The sequence below is a fragment of the Streptomyces sp. NPDC020731 genome, from assembly GCF_044334705.1.
GTDB lineage: Bacteria > Actinomycetota > Actinomycetes > Streptomycetales > Streptomycetaceae > Streptomyces.
On the sequence record NZ_JBIRTN010000012.1, the window covers coordinates 239,263 to 256,510 of the forward strand.

Here is a 17,248-nt window from a genome sequence, read left to right on the forward strand (position 1 = left end):
GTGACCGCGCCACGGCCGGCCGAGCCCCCTTCCGAGGACCTGTCCCGGCTCGCCGCCCTGCACGGCGTCGCCACCTCCTACCACCCCTCCCCGGACCGCACGGTCGCGGCCTCGGCCACCGCCGTCACCCTCGCGCTGGCCGCCCTCGGCGTGGACACGGCCGCCCCGGGGGCCGTCCGCGCCGCGCTCACCGCCCGCGAACGGGAACTCGGCGCGCGGCTGCTGCCCCCCACCGTGGTCGGCTGGGGCGCCCGCACCCCCGCCGCCCTGGCCGCCCTCCCCGAGGGCACCCGGCTGCATGTGCGCACCGAACAGGGCGAGACCCGCGCGTCCGCCGAGCACCTCCCGCCCGGCGTGCACGAGGTGGCCGCCGCCGCCCCCGACGGCCGCACCGCCCGCGCCCACCTGATCGTCGCCCCGACCGGGCTGCCCGCGCCGCCCGGACGCTCGTACGGGCTCCTGGTCCAGCTCTACTCCCTGCTCTCCCGCCGCTCCTGGGGCATGGGCGACCTCGCCGACCTCGCCGAACTCGCCGGCTGGGCCGGACGCGTCCTCGGCGCCGGATTCGTCCAGGTCAACCCCCTGCACGCGGCCGTCCCCGGCCTTCCGACCGACCCCTCCCCCTACCGCCCCTCCTCCCGCCGCTTCCCCGACCCCGTCCACCTGCGGATCGAGGACGTCCCCGAGTTCGCGTACGCCGACGACCGCGTGCGCGCCCTGCTGGAGCGGGCCGGACGGCTGCGCGAGGAGGTCCTGGACAAGGGCGCCCTGATCGACCGGGACGCGGTCTGGGAGACCAAGCGGGAGGCCCTGGAACTCGTGCACGAGGTACCGCTCGGGCCCGGCCGCCGCGCCGCCTACGACGACTTCCGCGCCGGACAGGGCCGGGCCCTTCAGGACCACGCCACCTGGTGCGCGCTCGCCGAGGCCCACGGCGCCGACTGGCACCGCTGGCCCGCCCCGCTGCGCGACCCGCGCTCACCCGACACCGCCCGCGCCCGGCGCGAGTTGGCGGACCGCGTCGACTTCCACTCCCGGCTCGTCTGGCTCACCGACGCCCAGCTCACCGCCGCCCAGCGGGCCGCCCGCGAGGCCGGGATGCCGGTCGGCATCGTCCACGACCTCGCCGTCGGCGTCCACCCCGGCGGCGCCGACGCCTGGGCGCAGCAGGAGTACTTCGCGGCCGGCATGTCCGTCGGCGCGCCCCCGGACGCCTTCAACGCGCGCGGCCAGGACTGGGGCCTGCCGCCCTGGCGCCCCGACCGGCTCGCCGACTCCGGGTACGCCCCGTTCCGCGCCCTGCTCCGCGGCCTGTTCCGGTACGCGGGCGCCCTGCGCGTCGACCACGTCATGGGCCTGTTCCGGCTCTGGTGGGTCCCCGAGGGCCACCCGCCCACGGAGGGCACGTACGTCCGCTACGACGCCGAGGCGATGCTCGCCGTCCTCGTCCTGGAGGCGTCCCGGGCCGGGGCGATGGTGATCGGCGAGGACCTGGGCACCGTCGAGCCCGGCGTGCGCGAGGCACTGCGCGAACGGGGTGTGTACGGCACGTCGGTGCTGTGGTTCGAACGGGACTGGGACGGTGACCGGCGCCCGCTGCCGCCGGACGGCTGGCGCGCGGACTGCCTGGCGACCGCGACCACCCATGACCTGCCGCCGACGGCCGCCCGGCTCAGCGGTGAGCACGTGGAGCTCCGGGACAGTCTGGGGCTGCTCACGCGGTCCCTGGAGGAGGAGCGGGCGGAGGCGGCGGCCGACACGGCGGAGTGGCGGGAGCTGCTCGGCCGGCTGGGGCTGGTGCGGGGGGCCGCCTCCGAGGAGGCGGAGATCCAGGCCGTCCACCGGTACCTGCTGCGGACGCCGGCCCGGATGATCGGGGTCTGGCTGCCCGACGGCATCGGCGACCGGCGCCCGCAGAACCTGCCCGGGACGTGGGACCAGTACCCGAACTGGCGCCTGCCGATCGCGGACGCGCGGGGGAGGCCGGTGACGCTGGAGGAGCTGGCGGGGTCGGCTCGGCTGCGGGCACTGATCGACGTGCTGAGGGGGTGACACCGCTCCCGCGGGCAGTCGTGCCGCAGGGCGGCACGGGTGGGCGCGACGGCACCCCGCAAACACCGGGCCGCGCGAACACCCCCGGCCCGCACCAGCACCGGGCCCCCGCGAACGCAGGCCCCCGCCCGCCCCGTACGGCACCCCGCCCGCGCGAAGCCCGACCGGGTTGGATAGTTTGGCACCGTGGACAAGAAGAACGCCCTGCGCGCCGGCGCCCTGGCAGCCGGTACGACGCTGATGATGCTGCTCATGTCGTCCCCCGCGCTCGCGCTCACCCGCGACGACGGTGACGACCCCGGCACGGGCCTGAGCGTCATCGAGACGCTGGGACTCTATGTCGTGGCCCCGATCGCGCTGTTCGTGATCATCGCCGCCCTGGTGATGGTCGGCGACAAGTCGCACAAGAAGAAGGACACGACCAGCTCCAACATCGCCACCAGGGCCGAAGCCAAGGCCTGACCCGGGGCTCACCGCCTTCCGAGGGCGCCGTCACCGCCGTACGCGGGGGCCGGTGCCCTCGATGCCGCCGGAACGCGCCCTTGCGCGTTCCGGCGCGGCGCGGTCTCCTCACAGGTGACATCGAGGAGGTCCTGATGGACGGCGCCACCCGTACCGTGATCGTGGTCGGTTCCGGCCCCACCGGTCTGCTGCTGGCCGGTGACCTGGCGACCGCCGGTGTCCCCGTCACCGTCGTCGAGAAGCGCGCCCGCGGAATCAGCAATCTCTCCCGCGCCTTCGTCCTGCACGCCCGCACCCTCGAACAGCTCGACGTGCGGGATCTGGCCGACGAGCTGGAGGCGGTCGGCCGCCCGCTCGACCGGCTGCGCCTGTACGACCGGCTCGAACTCGACCTCGGCGCGCTCCCCTCCCGCTTCCCCCACCTCCTGGTCGTCCCGCAGTACGAGGTGGAGAAGGCCCTGCTGCGGCGGGCCGTCGAGGCCGGCGCGGACTTCCGGTACGGGACCGAGGCGAGAGGGCTGACCCAGGACGCGGACGGTGTGACCCTCGCCATCGCCGGCCCCGGCGGGGAGCGCGGGGAGCTGCGGGCCGCGTACGTCGTCGGCGCCGACGGGATGCGCAGCACCGTACGGGAGGCGGTCGGGCTGCCGTTCCCCGGACGTTCCGTCATCCGCTCCGTCGTCCTGGCGGACGTGCGGCTCGCCGAGCAGCCGGAGACGCTGCTCACCGTGAACGCCGTCGGGGACGCCTTCGCCTTCCTCGCGCCGTTCGGCGACGGCTACCACCGGGTCATCGGCTGGAACCGGGCCCGGAACGTCCCCGACGACACACCCCTCGACCTCGACGAGATCAAGGAGATCACCCGCCTCGCCCTCGGCCGGGACCACGGCATGCACGACGCCCGCTGGATGTCCCGCTTCCACAGCGACGAACGCCAGGCGCCCGCCTACCGCGTGGGCCGCGTCCTCCTCGCCGGGGACGCCGCGCACGTGCACACCCCGGCCGGCGGGCAGGGCATGAACACCGGCATGCAGGACGCGGCCAACCTGAGCTGGAAGCTCGTGCAGGTGCTGGACGGCCACGCCCCCGAGTCCCTGCTCGACACGTACCACGCCGAGCGGCACCCGGTCGGCCGGGCGGTGCTGCGCAGCAGCGGCGGCATCGTCCGGCTCGCCATGGCGCGGCGCCCCTGGACGCTGGGGCTGCGCGCGGCCCTGGCCACGGTGGTCACCCATGTCGGCCCCATCCGCCGCAGGGCGCTCGGTCAGGTCACCGGGGTCGGCGTCCGGTACGCCGCGCCCCTCGGCGCCCACCGCATGACCGGCCTGCGCGCCCCCGACGTGTCGCTCGCCGGCGGACGCCGTCTGCGCCAGGCGCTGCGCGGCGGCCGCTTCGTGCTGATCACGCCCGAGCCGTACGACGACGGGGGCGTGCGCAAGGGGCGGCTGACGGTGGAACGCTGGGCGTCCGGGAGCCGCCGTACGACCGTGCTGGTACGCCCCGACGGATATGTGGCCTGGGCGTCGGACTCCGCCGGGCCGTCGGAGACCGAGGCGGCCCTCACCGCTCACGTCGGCTGACGGGCGGCGCGACCGGCGGGCCTGCTACTTCTCCGTCGCGAGCAGCAGGTCCCGCAGCAGGTCGGCCAGTTGCGCCGCCCGTTCCCCGTCCAGGACGGACAGCGCCTCGGACTGGGCGGCGAGGCCCGCGCCGACCGCCGTGTCGATCAGGCGCAGCCCTTCCTCGGTGAGCGTGACCTGGAGCCCGCGGCGGTCGTGCGGGTCGGGGGAGCGGCGGAGCAGTCCCGCGCGCTCCAGTTTGTCGAGGCGGCCGGTCATCCCGCCGGTGGTGAGCATCAGCGTGGCCGAGAGCTGGCGGGGGGAGAGGGTGTGGGGCTCCCCGGAGCGGCGCAGGGTGGCGAGGACGTCGAACTCCCCGCGTGAGATCCCGTACCTGGCGTACGCCTTCTCCATCCGGTCGCCCATGGCGCGCGCGAGCCGGAAGACGCGCCCGAAGACCTCCATGCCGGCGGTGTCGAGGTCGGGTCTCACCTGCGCCCACTGCTCGACGATCGCGTCGACGGGGTCCTGGGGACGCTGCTCGGGGGGTGTGCTCATGGGCAGGAGTATCCGCCGGGAGTGGGTCGGCCGCAAGAAAGTGGCTTGATGGCAAGTAGCTTATGACTAAGCTACTTGTCACTGACCTACTCGGAAGAGGTGTGCCCGTCATGGCCGCGAACCGCGCCACCCTCATCGCGCTCACCGCCCTCGCCCCCGTCTCCTGGGGCACCACCTACGTCGTCACCACCGAGTTCCTCCCGGCCGACCGTCCCCTGTTCACCGCTCTGGTGCGCGCCCTGCCGGCCGGACTGGTGCTGCTCGCGCTCGGCCGGGTGCTGCCGCGCGGGGCCTGGTGGTGGAAGGCGACGGTGCTCGGCGCGCTCAACATCGGCGCCTTCTTCCCGCTGCTGTTCCTCTCCGCCTACCGGCTGCCCGGCGGCATGGCGGCGGTGGTCGGCTCGGCCGGGCCGCTGTTCGTGGTCGGCCTCTCGGCGCTGCTGCTGGGGCAGCGGCCGACGGCGCGGAATGTGATCACCGGGGTCCTGGCCGCGTCCGGCGTCAGCCTGGTGGTCCTGAAGGCGGCCGGCGCCCTGGACCCGCTGGGCGCACTCGCGGCCCTCGCCTCCACCGCCTCGATGTCCGCCGGCACCGTCCTCACCAAGCGCTGGGGCCGCCCGGAGGGCGTCGGCCCGCTCGCCCTGACGGGCTGGCAGCTGACGGCCGGCGGCCTGCTGATCGCGCCCGTCGCCGTCCTGGCCGAGGGTGCGCCCCCCGCCCTGGACGCCCCGGCGGTCGGCGGCTACCTCTACCTGGCCCTGGCCAACACGGCGATCGCGTACTGGCTCTGGTTCCGGGGCATCGGCCGCCTCACCGCCACCCAGGTCACTTTCCTCGGTCCTCTCAGCCCCCTCACGGCGGCGGTGATCGGCTGGGCGGCCCTCGGTGAGACACTGGCCCCGCTGCAACTGACGGGCATGGTGCTGGCGTTCGGGGCGACGGTGGCCGGGCAGATCGTCCCGCGCCCCCGCACGGTCCCCGCCCCTTCCCGCCCCGCCTCCGCGCCCGCGAAACCGTCGAGGGTCCACTCCTAGTCGATGGCGGCGTTTGCGCCATGCGGCGTGAAAGTGGCGCGATCACAGGTTGCCGCCCTGATGCGCGACGCGCAGATTGGAGTCGCGGGAGCGCTCCCACCGAGTCGGGCCACAGGGAAAGAAGGAGATTATGTATTGGCATGTCCATGATAAAAAACGCGTCGGGTCACGACGTCGCTGGACCGTCCCCCTCCTCCTGGTCCTCCTGCTGACCGCGCTCGCCCCGCTGCCCGCGGCGGCGGACACCGCGCCGCTCCGGACGGAAACGGCGGAGGCCGCCCCGACCGTGCCGCTGCCCTCGCTCGGCGCGACCACCACCCAGGTCGCCTCCGGGCTGAGACGGCCCACCGCCATCGCCGCCCCCGACGACGGCACGGACCGGCTGTTCATCACCCAGAAGTCAGGCAGCGTCCGCGTCTACCACCCGGACACCGGCCTGGCGCAGACCCCGCTCGTCGACATCACCCCGCTCGTGGACGAGTCGGGCAACGAGCGCGGTCTGCTCGGCATCGCCCTCCCGCCCGACTTCGCCGACAGCCAGGACATGTATCTGGCGTACACGGCGCTGCCCGACGGCGCGGTCACCCTCGCCCGCTACCGGCTCGACGAGTCCCGACTGGAGGTGCTGCTCTCCCAGGAACACGCCGAGTACAGCAACCACAACGGCGGTCAGCTCGCCTTCGGCCCCGACGGCAACCTGTACTGGAGCATCGGCGACGGCGGCGGCTCCGGGGACCCCTTCCGCTCCGGGCAGCGGCTGGACACCCTGCTGGGCAAGATCATGCGGATCGACGTGCGCCGCGCGTGCGACCCGCTTCCGTACTGCGTCCCCGCCGACAACCCGTTCGTGGGCACGGCCGGCGCCCGCGAGGAGATCTGGCTGTACGGCCTGCGCAACCCGTGGCGCTTCTCCTTCGACGCCGCCGACGGCTCGATGTGGATCGGCGACGTGGGCCAGGGCCGCTGGGAGGAGGTCGACCACCTCGCCCCCGGACGGGGCGGACTGAACCTCGGCTGGTCCTGCCACGAGGGCCTGGAGAAGTTCACGAACGGCGACTGCGCGCCCGGCGAGGAGTACACGGACCCGGTCTTCACCTACTCCCCGTACACCGGAGGCTGCTCGGTCATCGGTGGCCATGTCTACCGGGGCCGGGAGTACGCCGACCTGGTCGGCGGCACGTACATCGCCACCGACTACTGCTCGTCCACGGTCTGGGCGCTGCGCCCCGACGGCAGCGGCGGCTACGAGCAGGCCGAGATCGGCGAGATGCCCACCCAGGTGACGTCGGTCGGCACGACCGCCGACGGGGAGTTCTACGTGGTCAACGACCTGCCCGGCGGCCTGCACAAGGTGTCCTTCTCACGGGAGGAGCCCACCTGCCGGGTGGACCGCACCGTGACGGCCTGGGGCACCGGCATGACGGTCGACCTCACCGTCACCAACACCGGCGGCACCCCGGTGAACGGCTGGACGCTGGAGTTCCCGCTCGCCCTCGGCCAGAGGGTCGTCTCCGACTGGAACACGACCCTGACCCAGGGCAGCAACACGATCACGGCGGTCAACGCCCCGCACAACGCCACGATCGCCCCCGGCGCGAGCATCACCCTCGGCTACCTGACCGAGCACACCGGTGACGTCTCGCCTCCGGTGCGGTTCATGCTCAACGGGGACGCCTGCGCCGTGGGCCGCTGAGTCACCCGCGAGGCGTCAACCGCGCGTGATGGAGCGTTCGATGAGGGCGACGGTGGCGCGGGGGTCGTCGACCTCGATGACGAGGCGGTCGTAGGCCCCGCCGTCGGCGAGCGCCACGACGACCGCCTTGTCGGGGTTCTTCACGTCCCAGAAGAGGCGTTCCCCGCCCTGCCGGAAGCGTCCGGCGGTGATGTAGCCCGGAAAGTGGGTCCCGGTGACGCGTACGCCCTTCGGCTCGCGCGCCATCCCGGGGTCGTGGGTGGCGCCGCGTACATGCGCGAGGGGGATCTCCAGACGGCTCTTGAGCGTCCAGAGTCTGTCGAGGCCCTGGAACTCGACGGTCAGCAGGCCGTGTTCGCGGTCGACGGAGATCAGGGCCATGGTCAGTGCTCCTCGGGGATGGTCGGCCGGGCGGCGCGCAGCCTCAGGCGCGCGCCGAGGACGGTGGAGGTGAGTTGCGGCGCGGCGTCGCCGTGGGAGTGACGCAGGGCGTCCTCCAGCGCGGCGATGCCCTCCGCGACCAGCGCGGCGACATCGGCGTCATGGGGCGCGCGCTCGGCGGCGGCGAGCAGGAGCAGCCCGGAGGCCGGCCCGTTGTCGTAGGAGGCGATGGCCGCCGCCAGTGCCTGCTCGGGGTCGGTCAGCGTGGCGATGGCGGCGGTGCTCGGGTGGATCTCGTGGTCGAGGTGATGGCGAAGAGCGGTCAGATGCAGACTCCTCTTCGACCCGAACACCTTGTAGAGGCTGCCCCGGTGGACTCCGGTGGCAGTGACCAGATCGTCCACCGAGGTGCCCTCGTAGCCGTGCGTGGCGAAGAGGGTGGCCGCGGACTCGACGGCCCGGTCGGTGTCGAAGGCGCGTGGTCGTCCCATGCCGGTGACCCTACGGGATTCAAGAACGACCAGTCAAGAACGACCGTTCCTGAACCGGCTCTCCAGCCGGGGTGAGCTCGCACCACACCATCTTTCCCCTGCTTCCGCCCCTGGTCAGCGGCTGCCACCCCCACGTGTCGGCGCAGGCCCGCACCAGTGCCAGCCCTCGCCCGTCCTCGCGCTCCAGTGCCGGCTCGAAGGGCTCCGGAGGTTCCGGCGGCGAGGGGTCCGCGTCCCAGGCCCCGATCCGCAGCGCACCGGCCCCCGACCAGTGCACCCGCAGGGCCGCCGGTCCCTTGGTGTGCCGTACGGCGTTGGCGATCAACTCCGTCGCCAGCAGCTCCGCGACGTCGACCAGTCCGATCAGGCCGTGCATCGTCAGGATCAGACGGAGGGTGCGGCGGCAGACGGTGACGGCTCTGGGGTCGTTCGGGATGTGGAGGGAGTACTCCCACGGTTCGGTTCCGGGCATGCGGACTCCTCGGGGTGGAGGGGGATTGGGCTGGGCGGTGGTGTCATTGCCGCTCCGTCGCGGCAGCGCGGAGCGGTGCACTTCCAGCACCCAGGGGATGCGAAGCGTGCCCGCTTCGTGACTGACGGTAGGTCTAAATCTTCATGCCAAGCAAGCTGCTCGCGTAATCTGACCCCGAACGAGTCGCGCACACAGGTGCATGGGATCGGAGTAGTCGATGGCTCTGAGGCGTGAGCCCACCGCCCGGCAGTTGAGGGTGGCGACTGAGCTGCGCCGCCTCCGCGATGCAGCGGGCCTTGCCGCTCGGGAGGCGGCGGCACTGCTGGGCGTGAGCCCTGTCCAGATCAGTCACATCGAATCCGGCCTTGCGGGCGTGAGCGAGGAACGACTCCGCCGTCTGGCCGCCAACTACGCCTGCACGGACGTGGCGTTGATCGAGGCCCTGGTGGGCATGGCGACTGAACGCACCCGGGGCTGGTGGGAGGCCTATCGAGGTCACCTGCCCGCCACCTACCTGGACCTCGCGGAGTTGGAACACCACGCCGGGTTCCGGCGCGACGTGGCCGTCATGCATGTACCGGGGCTTTTTCAGACGGAGGACTACGCGCGGGCGCTCTTCGCCTACATGAACCCGGAGTTCCCCGATGTGGAGGTGGACCACCGGGTGGGGCACAGGATGCGGCGAAAGGTCATCATCGAGGAACCGGATCCCATTCCGTACGAGACGGTGATCCACGAGGCGGCGCTCCGCATCAGGGTCGCGGGACGGGCGGCGACCCGTGACCAGCTCTCGCGCATTCTGGAGATGTCCGAGGCCGACCACGTCACGGTCAGGGTCGTCCCCTTCGCCCTGGACGACTTCGCGGGCGCGGGGAGCACGATGGTGCACCTCGGTGGGCAGGTCCCGCGCCTGGACACAGTGGTGCGCGACGCTCCCCACGGCACGGCGTTCCTCGATGGTGAGGCCCAACTGGAACACTTCCGCGCACTGTTCCTTAGGGTGAAGCAAGGGTCACTGGCACCGGAGCCGTCACGTGACCTCATTCATCAGCTGGCCAAGGAGCTGTGAGGTATCCGATGACCCCCCTCAACCGCTGGCGCAAGTCCTCCTACTCGGGCGGTGGCGAGGGCAACGACTGCGTCGAGATCGCGGACCTGGGCCCACGCATAGCCATCCGCGACTCCAAGTCCCCTTCCCGCACCCCCCTCTCCCTCCCCGCCCCCGCCTTCGCTTCCTTCATCGACGCCCTCAAACGACACTGAGGTCACCCGGCGTCACGCCGGAGCCCTCAAGAACGGCGTGGCGGAGCATCGCTCTGCCTGCGAGCATCCGGCTCATGCCGACTTTCGACGCGCCTGACACCGGACGCGCCCGTCCTGGTCGTCTCCGGCGCGCTGGACGGCTCCCCGCGTCCGGACTCCGCCACCGGGGCGGCGGGGCTCCTCCCGCGGGGTGAGCACGTTGTCCGGGCGGGCGCCGCGCACAACCCGTGGGTGGACGGTCCGGAGCGCTTCGCCCGGACCGTCGGTGCGTTCCTGGCCCGGTGCGACAGGTAGCGGACGGGCCCGGCAGGACGGCAGGGCCCGCCCGGGACGGAACCGGGCGGGCCCTGCCGCATGCGTACGGGCCTGCGCTCCCGCGTCGCGAACGGCCGTCAGACGACGATCACCCGCCGCCCCCGGGTGTGCCCCGCCTGGCTGTCGGTGTGGGCGGACGGGGCCTCGGCGAGGGTGTAGGACTTCTCGACAGGGATGTGCAGCCTGCCCTCCCCGATGAGGCGGACGGTCTCCGCGAGGGCGTCCGGCATGCTGCCGGCCACGCCTGAGAAGCGGGCGCCGAGGCCGGGGGCGGTCGGGTCGGCTATGGAGATCACCTTCGCCGGGTCCCCGGTCAGCTCGGCGAGTTCGCGGACGACGCCCGCGCCGGCCAGGTCGAGGGCCGCGTCGACCCCGCCGAACTCCCGTATCCGCTCGGCCCAGCCCTCGTCGTACGTCGTGGCGTGCGCCCCCATGCCGCGCAGGTACTCCTGGTTCGCCGCCCCGGCCGTGCCGATCACCGTGATGCCGCGCTCGCGGGCGAGTTGCAGCACCGCCGACCCGACCCCGCCCGCCGCGCCGCTGACCAGCAGGGTCTGTCCAGGACGGATGCCGGACTCGCGGAGGACGCGCAGCGCGGTCTCCATGACCGAGGGGTAGCCGGCCGCCTCCTCGAACGACAGTCCCGAGGGCATGCGGGCCCAGGCGTGCAGCACGGCGAACTCGGCGTAGGTGTCGGTGCCTTCACCGAACACGCGGTCGCCGGTCCGGACCCCTTCGACGCCCTCGCCGACCTCGTCCACCACCCCGGCCGCGTCCAGTCCGACACCGGCGGGCAGCCCGGCCGGGAGGGCGGGCCGCATCTGGCCCTCGCGGATTCTCCAGTCGACGGGGTTCACCCCCGCCGCCCGTACGGCGATGCGTATCCGGCCGGGGCCCGCGTGGGGCTCCTCGGCGTCGATGAGGCGGAGGACGTCGGGGCCGCCGAACTCGGCGAAGCTCACTTTCTTCATGCCGCCGACCGTAACACTAACGGTTAGCTTTAAAAAACGGTTTCGGTTTCACATCTGATAGCGTCATGCCATGCCCGAGCAACCGGCCGGACGCCGAGAACGCAAGAAGGCCGCCACCCGCCAGAAGATCGCCGACACCGCCCTGCGGCTCTTCCTGGAGCACGGGTACGACGCGGTCGGCATCCGTGACGTGGCCGCCGAGGCCGACGTGGCCGTCACGACCGTCTTCGCCCACTTCGCCTCGAAAGAGGCCCTGGTGTTCGAGCGGGACGCGGACTTCGAACAGCGCCTCGCCCGGGCGGTCACCGACCGGGCGCCCGGCGAGCCCCTCGTCCCCGCGCTGCGCCGCGAGATCCACGCCCTGGTGAGCCACTGCCTGGCGGACGACGCCGCCCCCGTCTGGCGCATGATCGACACCTCGCCCGCCCTGCGGGAGTACGAGGGGGCGATGCGGCTGCGGCACGCGGAGGCGCTGGCGACGGCCCTCGCCGCCGAACCCGGTCCGCCGCGCACCGGCACGGCCCGCCGGGCGATCGCCAGGTTCGTGGTGGACGCCTTCGCACTGGCCCGCGAGGCGGACGATCCGCAGGCCGCGGTGGACGAGATCTTCCGGATGATCGAGGCGGCGTGGGAGACCGCCGGCACGCACGCCCGGGTTCCGCTGTCCGGCTGAGCGGCGGACGATCCCGCCCGGACAAGGGCGTCGGCACGATGTACCGCAAGGGCGTCGAGCGATGCCCGAACCGGGCCGGTGGGGCCCTGGCGAAGGAGAATCGACGCTCGCTCGCCGCCGAGGACAGCGTCGTTACGGAGGATCGTCACAGCCGGGGCAGCAGATCCGACATCACGGCGAGTGGCAGCGAAGGGTTGGCGGCCGCCGCCTCCGCCACCTGCCGGTCGGTGTCGGTGAGCAGCTCTTCGATGGCCGAGGGTGGAAGGGCCGCATGGCCGGCGGCTATGCGCCTCGCCTGTGGGTCTCCCAGGCAGGCGAGCAGCGCCGGTGCCGACGCGTTGCGATGCCGGGCGATCTCGCGGAACGCCTTCCGCACCGGTGGTTCGTGCCGGGCGAGGTCGTCCAGAAGCGCCGGAGTCGCGTCCGGATTGGCGGCCACCTTGGCGACGACCCGGACTCCGTGCCGGTCGAGCATGGTGCGCAGCAGGCATTCCGGGAGACCGGGGTGCGGGGCGATGGACTTGGCCACTTTCGCGTCGGGGTCGGCGGCCAGCGCGTCGCGCAGGGCGGGTGGCAGGTCGCGTCGCCGGGCTACGAGCATCCGCGCGGCCGGGTTCGGTGATCCGGCCAGCCTCTCGACCTCGTCGGGGGAGGCGGAGGCGATCCGCGGCAGCAGAGCGGCGCCGGTCCTGGTGGTGCCGGCCAGGTGGGTCAGCACGTCGATCGGTACGCGCGGGTTGTGGGCGAGCCCGCGCCGCACTTCGTGGTCACGGTCGGTGGCCAGGACGCGGATCAGGGCGTCGTCGATCGCCGGATTCCCGGCGAGGTCGGCTCGGACGCCGGGATTCGCGTCCACGGCGAGCCGGGCGCAGACCTCCACCGGCAGATCGGGGCGGCCGGCGAGCGCCCAGCGCAGGAGCGGCGAAGGGTGGCCGACGAAGCCGACGACGGCTTCGGTGGGGGTGGCCGGGTTCAGAATCGCCATCCGTTGCGTCTCGTACCCGGCCGACTCGTGGGAGCCGTCGCAGGAGGCTCCGGGCGGCAGATCGCAGTCGAGCTGCGAGCATCGCGGATCGTGCACGAACGGCACCTCTTCACGGTCGCAGACCAGACACCGCTGTGTGGGAGGCAGCCCCTCGCCGGTGAGCAGCGCCGCCAGTACGGCTGGTGGAGCCGCCTCGTTGGCCGCCACCGAGCGGCGGACCTCGGCATGCGGATGCGCCGCAAGTCCGGTGGCCGTCTCCGGTGTCGTCCACAAGGCGAGCTCCGCGACGACCCGTACGTCCGGGTCGGAGGCCAGCGTCTCCACCACATCGGGCGGAAGGCCGGGGCAGGCGGCCAGTTTCTTCCGGCACTCGACAGCTGGATCACCCGCGAGGAGACGCGCCCACTCCGGGCGTCCGGCACGCTCGGCGAGCAGGGCGAGGGCGGCGTTCGGTTGCGTCGCGGGATCGACGTCTGCGGCGGTCAGCAGGCCCCCGTACGCGAGCGGCACAGCGCTTTCCCCGACACGCGAGGCCAGGGCCACCGCTTGTGCGTGGCTGAGGTCCGCCCGGTGAGCGAGGTCCAGGGCGATGTCGGCGTCCGCGATCAGCCGGTCGACCAGCTCGGACGGCAGGCTCGCGTTGGCGGCGAGCCCGCACAGAACATGATTCACAGCGGCATCCTGCCTGGAACGTGATCGGATGGCTTCTGGGTTTCGGTGGCTGCCGGCCGCTGGCGGTACGCCGTGCACCCCTCAGCCAGGCGTGAACTCGTACTGCAGCTCGTACAGATGACCCGCCTTGACCATGACGGTGGCCTCCACCGGGCGGTCGGCGTCGGTGTACACCACGCGGAGGGTTCGCAGTACCGGAAGGTCGCTGGGCAGGTTCAGGGCCTGGTACTGCTCCTGAGTGGGGATCCGGGCCGAGACGCGGTCGACGCTCAGGAGCGGTGGAAAGCCGAGTTGGGTCAGGAGCGCCGGAGTACCGCCCTTGATCTTTCGCTTGGCCATGATGGCGGTGTCCCTTGCGACAGCCAGTGGGTAGTACGACTTGACCAGTTCGGCCGGTTCGCCGTCGATGGTCAGGATTTGGTGGCGAAGCACTGCGGTCTCTGTGTCGCCGAGGCCCAGCGAGGACGCCACGTCGGCCGGCGGTCGCGTCTCGGCCACGTCGAGCAGTGTGCTGTGTGCCCGCGCGCCGTGCTGTGTGGCTTCGGTCAGCCAGCGATAGGGCTCACCCGGGGTGGCGGGGGCCATGTACGCGGCCGGGCGCATGGTTCGCTGCCGGTGTTCGCGGACCGTGACGGCGGAACCGGCGCGGCCGACGACCAGTTGCTCGTCCTTGAGGATGTGCAGGGCTTTCTGGATGGTCGCGTTCGAGGCGTCGAAGCGCTCCTTGAGCCGCGTGGTGGAGGGAAGGCTGGTGCCCGGCGCCAGGTCGCCGCTCATGATGTCGTCCCGGAGGTCGGCGGCGATCCGTTCATGGAGTGACCGGCGGTCGGGGGAGTCGGTGTGAGTGATGGGCACAGTCATCCGATCAGGATCTCGTAGCGCAGGTGCTGCCGGTGTGCCGGCATGACCATCATGTCGACCTGGAAGGGCCGGTCGTCGCCGTCGAGGGTGACCCGGCTCAGCCGGAGGACCGGTTCGTCCGGTCCCAGGCACAGAATCTCGCGCTCCTCCGCGTTCGGCATGCGCGCGGTCACATCCTCGCGGACGCGGACGCCGACGTGTCCGCGCTCGGCAAGGAAGGTCACGGCGCCACCCGGGATCTTCTTTGCCTCGGCGAGACGCGTCCCGCGGGCGATGTGCGCGGGGTAGTAGGTGTCCGTCAGTTCGCAGGGCCTCCCGTCGAGTTCGATCACCCTGCGGCGCACGATCAGCGTCTCCTCCGGCGGCAGCCCGAGAAGCGCGGCGACTTCCTCGGTGGCCGTCGCCTCACCGGCGTACGCGATGCGCTGGGTGCCCTTGCCGCCGCGTGTCTCGGCCTCAGCCGACCAGGCGTCCGGCCTCCCCCTTTCCCGTGCAGTCAGATACGGCAACGAGGTGCTGACCCACGTGCTGTCGCTCACTGTGGCCTCCATGGGGCGGATGTTCGACCTGGCTGCTTTACACGTTAAGTGAAGCGATTCCGCGGCCCATCTCTGCCGTACCGCTATTCGCGAATGGTGGTACGGTTTCCGTCATCGCTGGATCTAGGGGGGGGGTGGCTCACTGTGCTTCTGGCTCGGCAACGCCGATTCCCGCGAACTCGCCACTCTGTGCCGAGCGCGCGCAGGTTCGCTCTGGAAACGCTCACGGAGTGGGGCTACCGGGAGCGGCAGGACGATGTGCAGCTCTGTGTGTCGGAGCTGACGACCAATGCCCTGTTGCACGGCGTGCCGCCGGGGCGTGAGTACGCACTGGTGGTGGTCGGAGACGGCCCGCTCGTCCGCGTCGAGGTGCGGGACAGCGGGGCGGGTCGGCCGCAGGTGCCCAGGACGGCGCCGGACAGCTGTGGAGGGCGGGGGCTGCACCTCGTCATGACCCTCGCCGACGACTTCGGCGTGACGCCGCACGACCTCGGCAAGACCGTCTGGGCGGTGTTCAAGATGGACTCACCAGAAGTGAAGGGCAGTAATGGAAGCAGCTGAACATGCGCGGCTCAACGCCTACTTCGGGCGTATCGCCGCCCATTTCACTCCGGCAGACAGGCCGGCATCATTGCTGATCACGCATCTGCTCCCGGAACGCCCGGTGTTCGTGCGGGGTGTGGCGGCGATGACCGAACTCCGGGCCGTGTTACCCAAGCCCAAGTCCGCGCATCCCGAGACCATGAAGCTGGTCGAGAGCAGCGGGTACGTATGCGACAAGCTGTCGCGGGAGTTGTTCGCCGATCCTGATCGCGCGTTGAGGTATGTCGAGGAGAAGGCTGCGGGACTTCGGGTCGTCCTGCTCGATGTGGGCGGATACTTCGCGCCCTCGCTCCATGCCCTGTGCGAGCGCTTCTCGGGAAGCATCGCCGGCGTGGTCGAGGACACCGAGAACGGCCACCGCCGGTATGCCTCCCTCGACAAGCTCCCCTGTCCTGTCGTCTCGGTGGCCCGCTCACCACTGAAAGAGCCGGAAGACTTCCTGGTAGGGCAGTCCGTCGTGTTCTCGACCGAGGCGCTCATGCGCGGCCGTGGCGACATCCTGCACGGCCGCGCCGCCCTCGTCATCGGCTTCGGCAAGCTGGGTTCGAGCATCGCGCGTCTGCTCCACGCGAAGGGCGTGCGTGTCACGGTCCACGACATCGACCCGGTTCGGCGTACGCAGGCTCTGTCGCAGGGCTTCGTGGTGGCGCGCGCACTGGAAGCGGGACTTGAGGGGGCCGGACTGGTCCTGTGTGCCAGCGGTGCGCTCTCGCTGCGGGGCGAGGCTTTCGGCCGTCTGCGCAACGGTGCGTACGTCGCCACTGTGACGAGTAGCGAGGACGAACTCGAGCTGGCAGGGGTGAACGAGGTGTACGAGCGGGCCCACGTGGGGCAGAACGTCACCCGGTATCTGACGACCGGGCACTACTTCTACCTGCTCAACGGAGGCAACGCCGTCAACTTTCTCCACGGAGCGAGTGTCGGACCGTTCATCTTCCTCGTGCAGGCCGAGATCCTGGCCGCTTCCGCGGCCCTCGTGCGCGGCGACCTGGAACCGGGCCTGCACGAGATCGGGTCGGCCGACCGGGCCGTCATCGCCGCGACCTGGCTCGACTACTTCAACAGGTGAGGAGACACCCCATGCCCATCACTGCCGATCACATCCGCGCGACGCTCGACAAGTATCTCGCCGCGTACCCGGACGAGGGGGAGCGGCTGACTGCCCTGTCCGAGCTTCTGGACGAAGCCGCGGACCTCAGCAGCCGCAAGGAGTTCCGTGGCCATGTGACCGCCGGAGCGGTTCTCAGCGATGCGGAGGGCCGCGTGCTCCACATCCGCCACCGCGCCCTGGACCGTTGGCTTCTCCCGGGCGGGCACGTCGAGACCGAGGACAGCAGCCTCCTCGCGGCCGCACAGCGGGAGTTGACCGAGGAGACCGGCATTCCACTGTCGGCGATCACCCCGGTCGGGCGGCGGCCGGTGCACATCGATGACCACCCGATCCCGGCCAACCCCGTTAAGGGCGAGCCGGACCACCGGCATTTCGACTTCCGGTTCGTCTTCCGCACGGCGGCCGAAGTCGTCGCGGTGCAGGCCGAGGAGGTTACGGCCGCCGCATGGCGGGACGCGGTCGGTATCGAGGACGAGGCGTTGCGTGAGCGCGTTCTCCAAGTGCTGCGCTGACCACCCCTCGTACGGAAACAGGGGCGCCCGGCACGAAGCCG

The 17,248-nt window shown here is 72.0% G+C and carries 19 protein-coding genes; 11 read left to right on the plus strand and 8 right to left on the minus strand.

Annotation, left to right across the window (positions count from 1 at the left end):
* From malQ to ACH4VX_RS20565, 3 genes are all read left to right on the plus strand, one after another.
* A complete protein-coding gene (gene malQ, locus ACH4VX_RS20555) occupies positions 1-2,052 on the plus strand; it encodes a 4-alpha-glucanotransferase (RefSeq protein ID WP_398368848.1) in 2,052 nt (683 codons plus the stop codon).
* A 186-nt stretch (positions 2,053-2,238) separates the two neighbouring features.
* Entirely contained in the window at positions 2,239-2,514 is a 276-nt protein-coding gene (locus ACH4VX_RS20560; RefSeq protein ID WP_398368849.1) for a hypothetical protein, read from the plus strand.
* Positions 2,515-2,648: 134 nt separating this feature from the next.
* The gene (locus ACH4VX_RS20565; protein ID WP_398368851.1) at positions 2,649-4,094 is read left to right on the plus strand and encodes an FAD-dependent monooxygenase; all 1,446 of its coding nucleotides are present in this window, start codon (positions 2,649-2,651) and stop codon (positions 4,092-4,094) included.
* Positions 4,095-4,118: 24 nt separating this feature from the next.
* Here the strand turns inward: ACH4VX_RS20565 and ACH4VX_RS20570 are convergent, their stop codons facing one another.
* Positions 4,119-4,631: a MarR family winged helix-turn-helix transcriptional regulator gene (locus ACH4VX_RS20570; RefSeq protein ID WP_398368853.1), complete on the minus strand. Its 513-nt coding sequence runs from the start codon at positions 4,629-4,631 to the stop codon at positions 4,119-4,121.
* Positions 4,632-4,741: 110 nt separating this feature from the next.
* On the opposite strand from ACH4VX_RS20570, the gene ACH4VX_RS20575 reads away from it, so the two are divergent.
* The gene (locus tag ACH4VX_RS20575) at positions 4,742-5,665 is read left to right on the plus strand and encodes an EamA family transporter (RefSeq protein ID WP_398368854.1); all 924 of its coding nucleotides are present in this window, start codon (positions 4,742-4,744) and stop codon (positions 5,663-5,665) included.
* A gap of 130 nt (positions 5,666-5,795) precedes the next feature.
* Positions 5,796-7,358, plus strand: coding sequence for a PQQ-dependent sugar dehydrogenase (locus tag ACH4VX_RS20580; RefSeq protein WP_398368856.1), 1,563 nt, complete (start codon positions 5,796-5,798; stop codon positions 7,356-7,358).
* A 15-nt stretch (positions 7,359-7,373) separates the two neighbouring features.
* On the opposite strand, the gene ACH4VX_RS20585 is transcribed toward ACH4VX_RS20580, so the two are convergent.
* Genes ACH4VX_RS20585 through ACH4VX_RS20595 form a run of 3 tightly spaced genes read right to left on the minus strand, consistent with a single transcriptional unit; the run spans position 7,374 to position 8,702 of the window.
* Positions 7,374-7,739, minus strand: a complete 366-nt coding sequence (locus tag ACH4VX_RS20585) for a hypothetical protein (protein ID WP_398368857.1) — start codon at positions 7,737-7,739, stop codon at positions 7,374-7,376.
* 2 nt (positions 7,740-7,741) lie between these two features.
* The gene (locus ACH4VX_RS20590) at positions 7,742-8,230 is read right to left on the minus strand and encodes a TetR/AcrR family transcriptional regulator (RefSeq protein ID WP_398368859.1); all 489 of its coding nucleotides are present in this window, start codon (positions 8,228-8,230) and stop codon (positions 7,742-7,744) included.
* 19 nt (positions 8,231-8,249) lie between these two features.
* Positions 8,250-8,702, minus strand: coding sequence for an ATP-binding protein (locus tag ACH4VX_RS20595; protein WP_398368860.1), 453 nt, complete (start codon positions 8,700-8,702; stop codon positions 8,250-8,252).
* Positions 8,703-8,919: 217 nt separating this feature from the next.
* Between ACH4VX_RS20595 and ACH4VX_RS20600 the strand changes: the two genes are divergently transcribed.
* Positions 8,920-9,771, plus strand: coding sequence for a DUF5753 domain-containing protein (locus ACH4VX_RS20600; protein WP_398368862.1), 852 nt, complete (start codon positions 8,920-8,922; stop codon positions 9,769-9,771).
* 8 nt (positions 9,772-9,779) lie between these two features.
* On the plus strand, positions 9,780-9,965 hold the full coding sequence (locus tag ACH4VX_RS20605) for a DUF397 domain-containing protein (protein ID WP_398368864.1): 186 nt from the start codon (positions 9,780-9,782) through the stop codon (positions 9,963-9,965).
* Positions 9,966-10,357: 392 nt separating this feature from the next.
* On the opposite strand, the gene ACH4VX_RS20610 is transcribed toward ACH4VX_RS20605, so the two are convergent.
* Positions 10,358-11,251 carry an NADP-dependent oxidoreductase gene (locus ACH4VX_RS20610; RefSeq protein ID WP_398368865.1) on the minus strand — a complete coding sequence of 298 codons (894 nt, stop codon included), beginning with the start codon at positions 11,249-11,251 and terminating at the stop codon, positions 10,358-10,360.
* Positions 11,252-11,321: 70 nt separating this feature from the next.
* Here ACH4VX_RS20610 and ACH4VX_RS20615 point away from each other — a divergent pair, with 70 nt between their 5' ends.
* Complete coding sequence (locus ACH4VX_RS20615; protein ID WP_398368867.1) at positions 11,322-11,924, plus strand: TetR/AcrR family transcriptional regulator; 603 nt, start codon at positions 11,322-11,324, stop codon at positions 11,922-11,924.
* 145 nt (positions 11,925-12,069) lie between these two features.
* Here ACH4VX_RS20615 and ACH4VX_RS20620 read toward each other — a convergent pair whose 3' ends face one another.
* The 3 genes from ACH4VX_RS20620 to ACH4VX_RS20630 all read right to left on the minus strand — a co-directional run bounded on the left by ACH4VX_RS20620 (position 12,070) and on the right by ACH4VX_RS20630 (position 14,981).
* Complete coding sequence (locus ACH4VX_RS20620) at positions 12,070-13,581, minus strand: hypothetical protein (RefSeq protein WP_398368869.1); 1,512 nt, start codon at positions 13,579-13,581, stop codon at positions 12,070-12,072.
* Between the two features lie 81 nt (positions 13,582-13,662).
* Complete coding sequence (locus tag ACH4VX_RS20625; RefSeq protein WP_398368871.1) at positions 13,663-14,442, minus strand: GntR family transcriptional regulator; 780 nt, start codon at positions 14,440-14,442, stop codon at positions 13,663-13,665.
* Positions 14,439-14,981, minus strand: a complete 543-nt coding sequence (locus ACH4VX_RS20630; protein ID WP_398368873.1) for a GntR family transcriptional regulator — start codon at positions 14,979-14,981, stop codon at positions 14,439-14,441. The genes ACH4VX_RS20625 and ACH4VX_RS20630 overlap by 4 nt, the downstream gene beginning before the upstream one ends.
* Positions 14,982-15,074: 93 nt before the next feature.
* Between ACH4VX_RS20630 and ACH4VX_RS20635 the strand changes: the two genes are divergently transcribed.
* Genes ACH4VX_RS20635 through ACH4VX_RS20645 form a run of 3 tightly spaced genes read left to right on the plus strand, consistent with a single transcriptional unit; the run spans position 15,075 to position 17,207 of the window.
* Positions 15,075-15,542 carry an ATP-binding protein gene (locus ACH4VX_RS20635; protein WP_398368908.1) on the plus strand — a complete coding sequence of 156 codons (468 nt, stop codon included), beginning with the start codon at positions 15,075-15,077 and terminating at the stop codon, positions 15,540-15,542.
* Complete coding sequence (locus ACH4VX_RS20640; RefSeq protein ID WP_398368875.1) at positions 15,529-16,653, plus strand: adenosylhomocysteinase; 1,125 nt, start codon at positions 15,529-15,531, stop codon at positions 16,651-16,653. Before ACH4VX_RS20635 ends, ACH4VX_RS20640 begins: the two co-directional genes overlap by 14 nt.
* An 11-nt stretch (positions 16,654-16,664) precedes the next feature.
* Positions 16,665-17,207, plus strand: coding sequence for an NUDIX hydrolase (locus ACH4VX_RS20645; RefSeq protein ID WP_398368877.1), 543 nt, complete (start codon positions 16,665-16,667; stop codon positions 17,205-17,207).
* Positions 17,208-17,248: the final 41 nt, after the last annotated feature.

What these genes read in the sequence shown, in the direction of transcription:
- ACH4VX_RS20585 (WP_398368857.1), bottom strand. Translation starts at nt 7,739, where the DNA reads ATGGCCCTGATCTCCGTCGACCGCGAACACGGCCTGCTGACCGTCGAG.
- ACH4VX_RS20625 (WP_398368871.1), bottom strand. Translation starts at nt 14,442, where the DNA reads ATGACTGTGCCCATCACTCACACCGACTCCCCCGACCGCCGGTCACTC.
- ACH4VX_RS20615 (WP_398368867.1), top strand. Translation starts at nt 11,322, where the DNA reads ATGCCCGAGCAACCGGCCGGACGCCGAGAACGCAAGAAGGCCGCCACC.
- ACH4VX_RS20590 (WP_398368859.1), bottom strand. Translation starts at nt 8,230, where the DNA reads ATGGGACGACCACGCGCCTTCGACACCGACCGGGCCGTCGAGTCCGCG.
- ACH4VX_RS20640 (WP_398368875.1), top strand. Translation starts at nt 15,529, where the DNA reads ATGGAAGCAGCTGAACATGCGCGGCTCAACGCCTACTTCGGGCGTATC.
- ACH4VX_RS20610 (WP_398368865.1), bottom strand. Translation starts at nt 11,251, where the DNA reads ATGAAGAAAGTGAGCTTCGCCGAGTTCGGCGGCCCCGACGTCCTCCGC.
- ACH4VX_RS20595 (WP_398368860.1), bottom strand. Translation starts at nt 8,702, where the DNA reads ATGCCCGGAACCGAACCGTGGGAGTACTCCCTCCACATCCCGAACGAC.
- ACH4VX_RS20565 (WP_398368851.1), top strand. Translation starts at nt 2,649, where the DNA reads ATGGACGGCGCCACCCGTACCGTGATCGTGGTCGGTTCCGGCCCCACC.
- ACH4VX_RS20570 (WP_398368853.1), bottom strand. Translation starts at nt 4,631, where the DNA reads ATGAGCACACCCCCCGAGCAGCGTCCCCAGGACCCCGTCGACGCGATC.
- ACH4VX_RS20600 (WP_398368862.1), top strand. Translation starts at nt 8,920, where the DNA reads ATGGCTCTGAGGCGTGAGCCCACCGCCCGGCAGTTGAGGGTGGCGACT.
- ACH4VX_RS20645 (WP_398368877.1), top strand. Translation starts at nt 16,665, where the DNA reads ATGCCCATCACTGCCGATCACATCCGCGCGACGCTCGACAAGTATCTC.
- ACH4VX_RS20605 (WP_398368864.1), top strand. Translation starts at nt 9,780, where the DNA reads ATGACCCCCCTCAACCGCTGGCGCAAGTCCTCCTACTCGGGCGGTGGC.
- ACH4VX_RS20580 (WP_398368856.1), top strand. Translation starts at nt 5,796, where the DNA reads ATGTATTGGCATGTCCATGATAAAAAACGCGTCGGGTCACGACGTCGC.
- ACH4VX_RS20635 (WP_398368908.1), top strand. Translation starts at nt 15,075, where the DNA reads ATGGTGGTACGGTTTCCGTCATCGCTGGATCTAGGGGGGGGGTGGCTC.
- ACH4VX_RS20575 (WP_398368854.1), top strand. Translation starts at nt 4,742, where the DNA reads ATGGCCGCGAACCGCGCCACCCTCATCGCGCTCACCGCCCTCGCCCCC.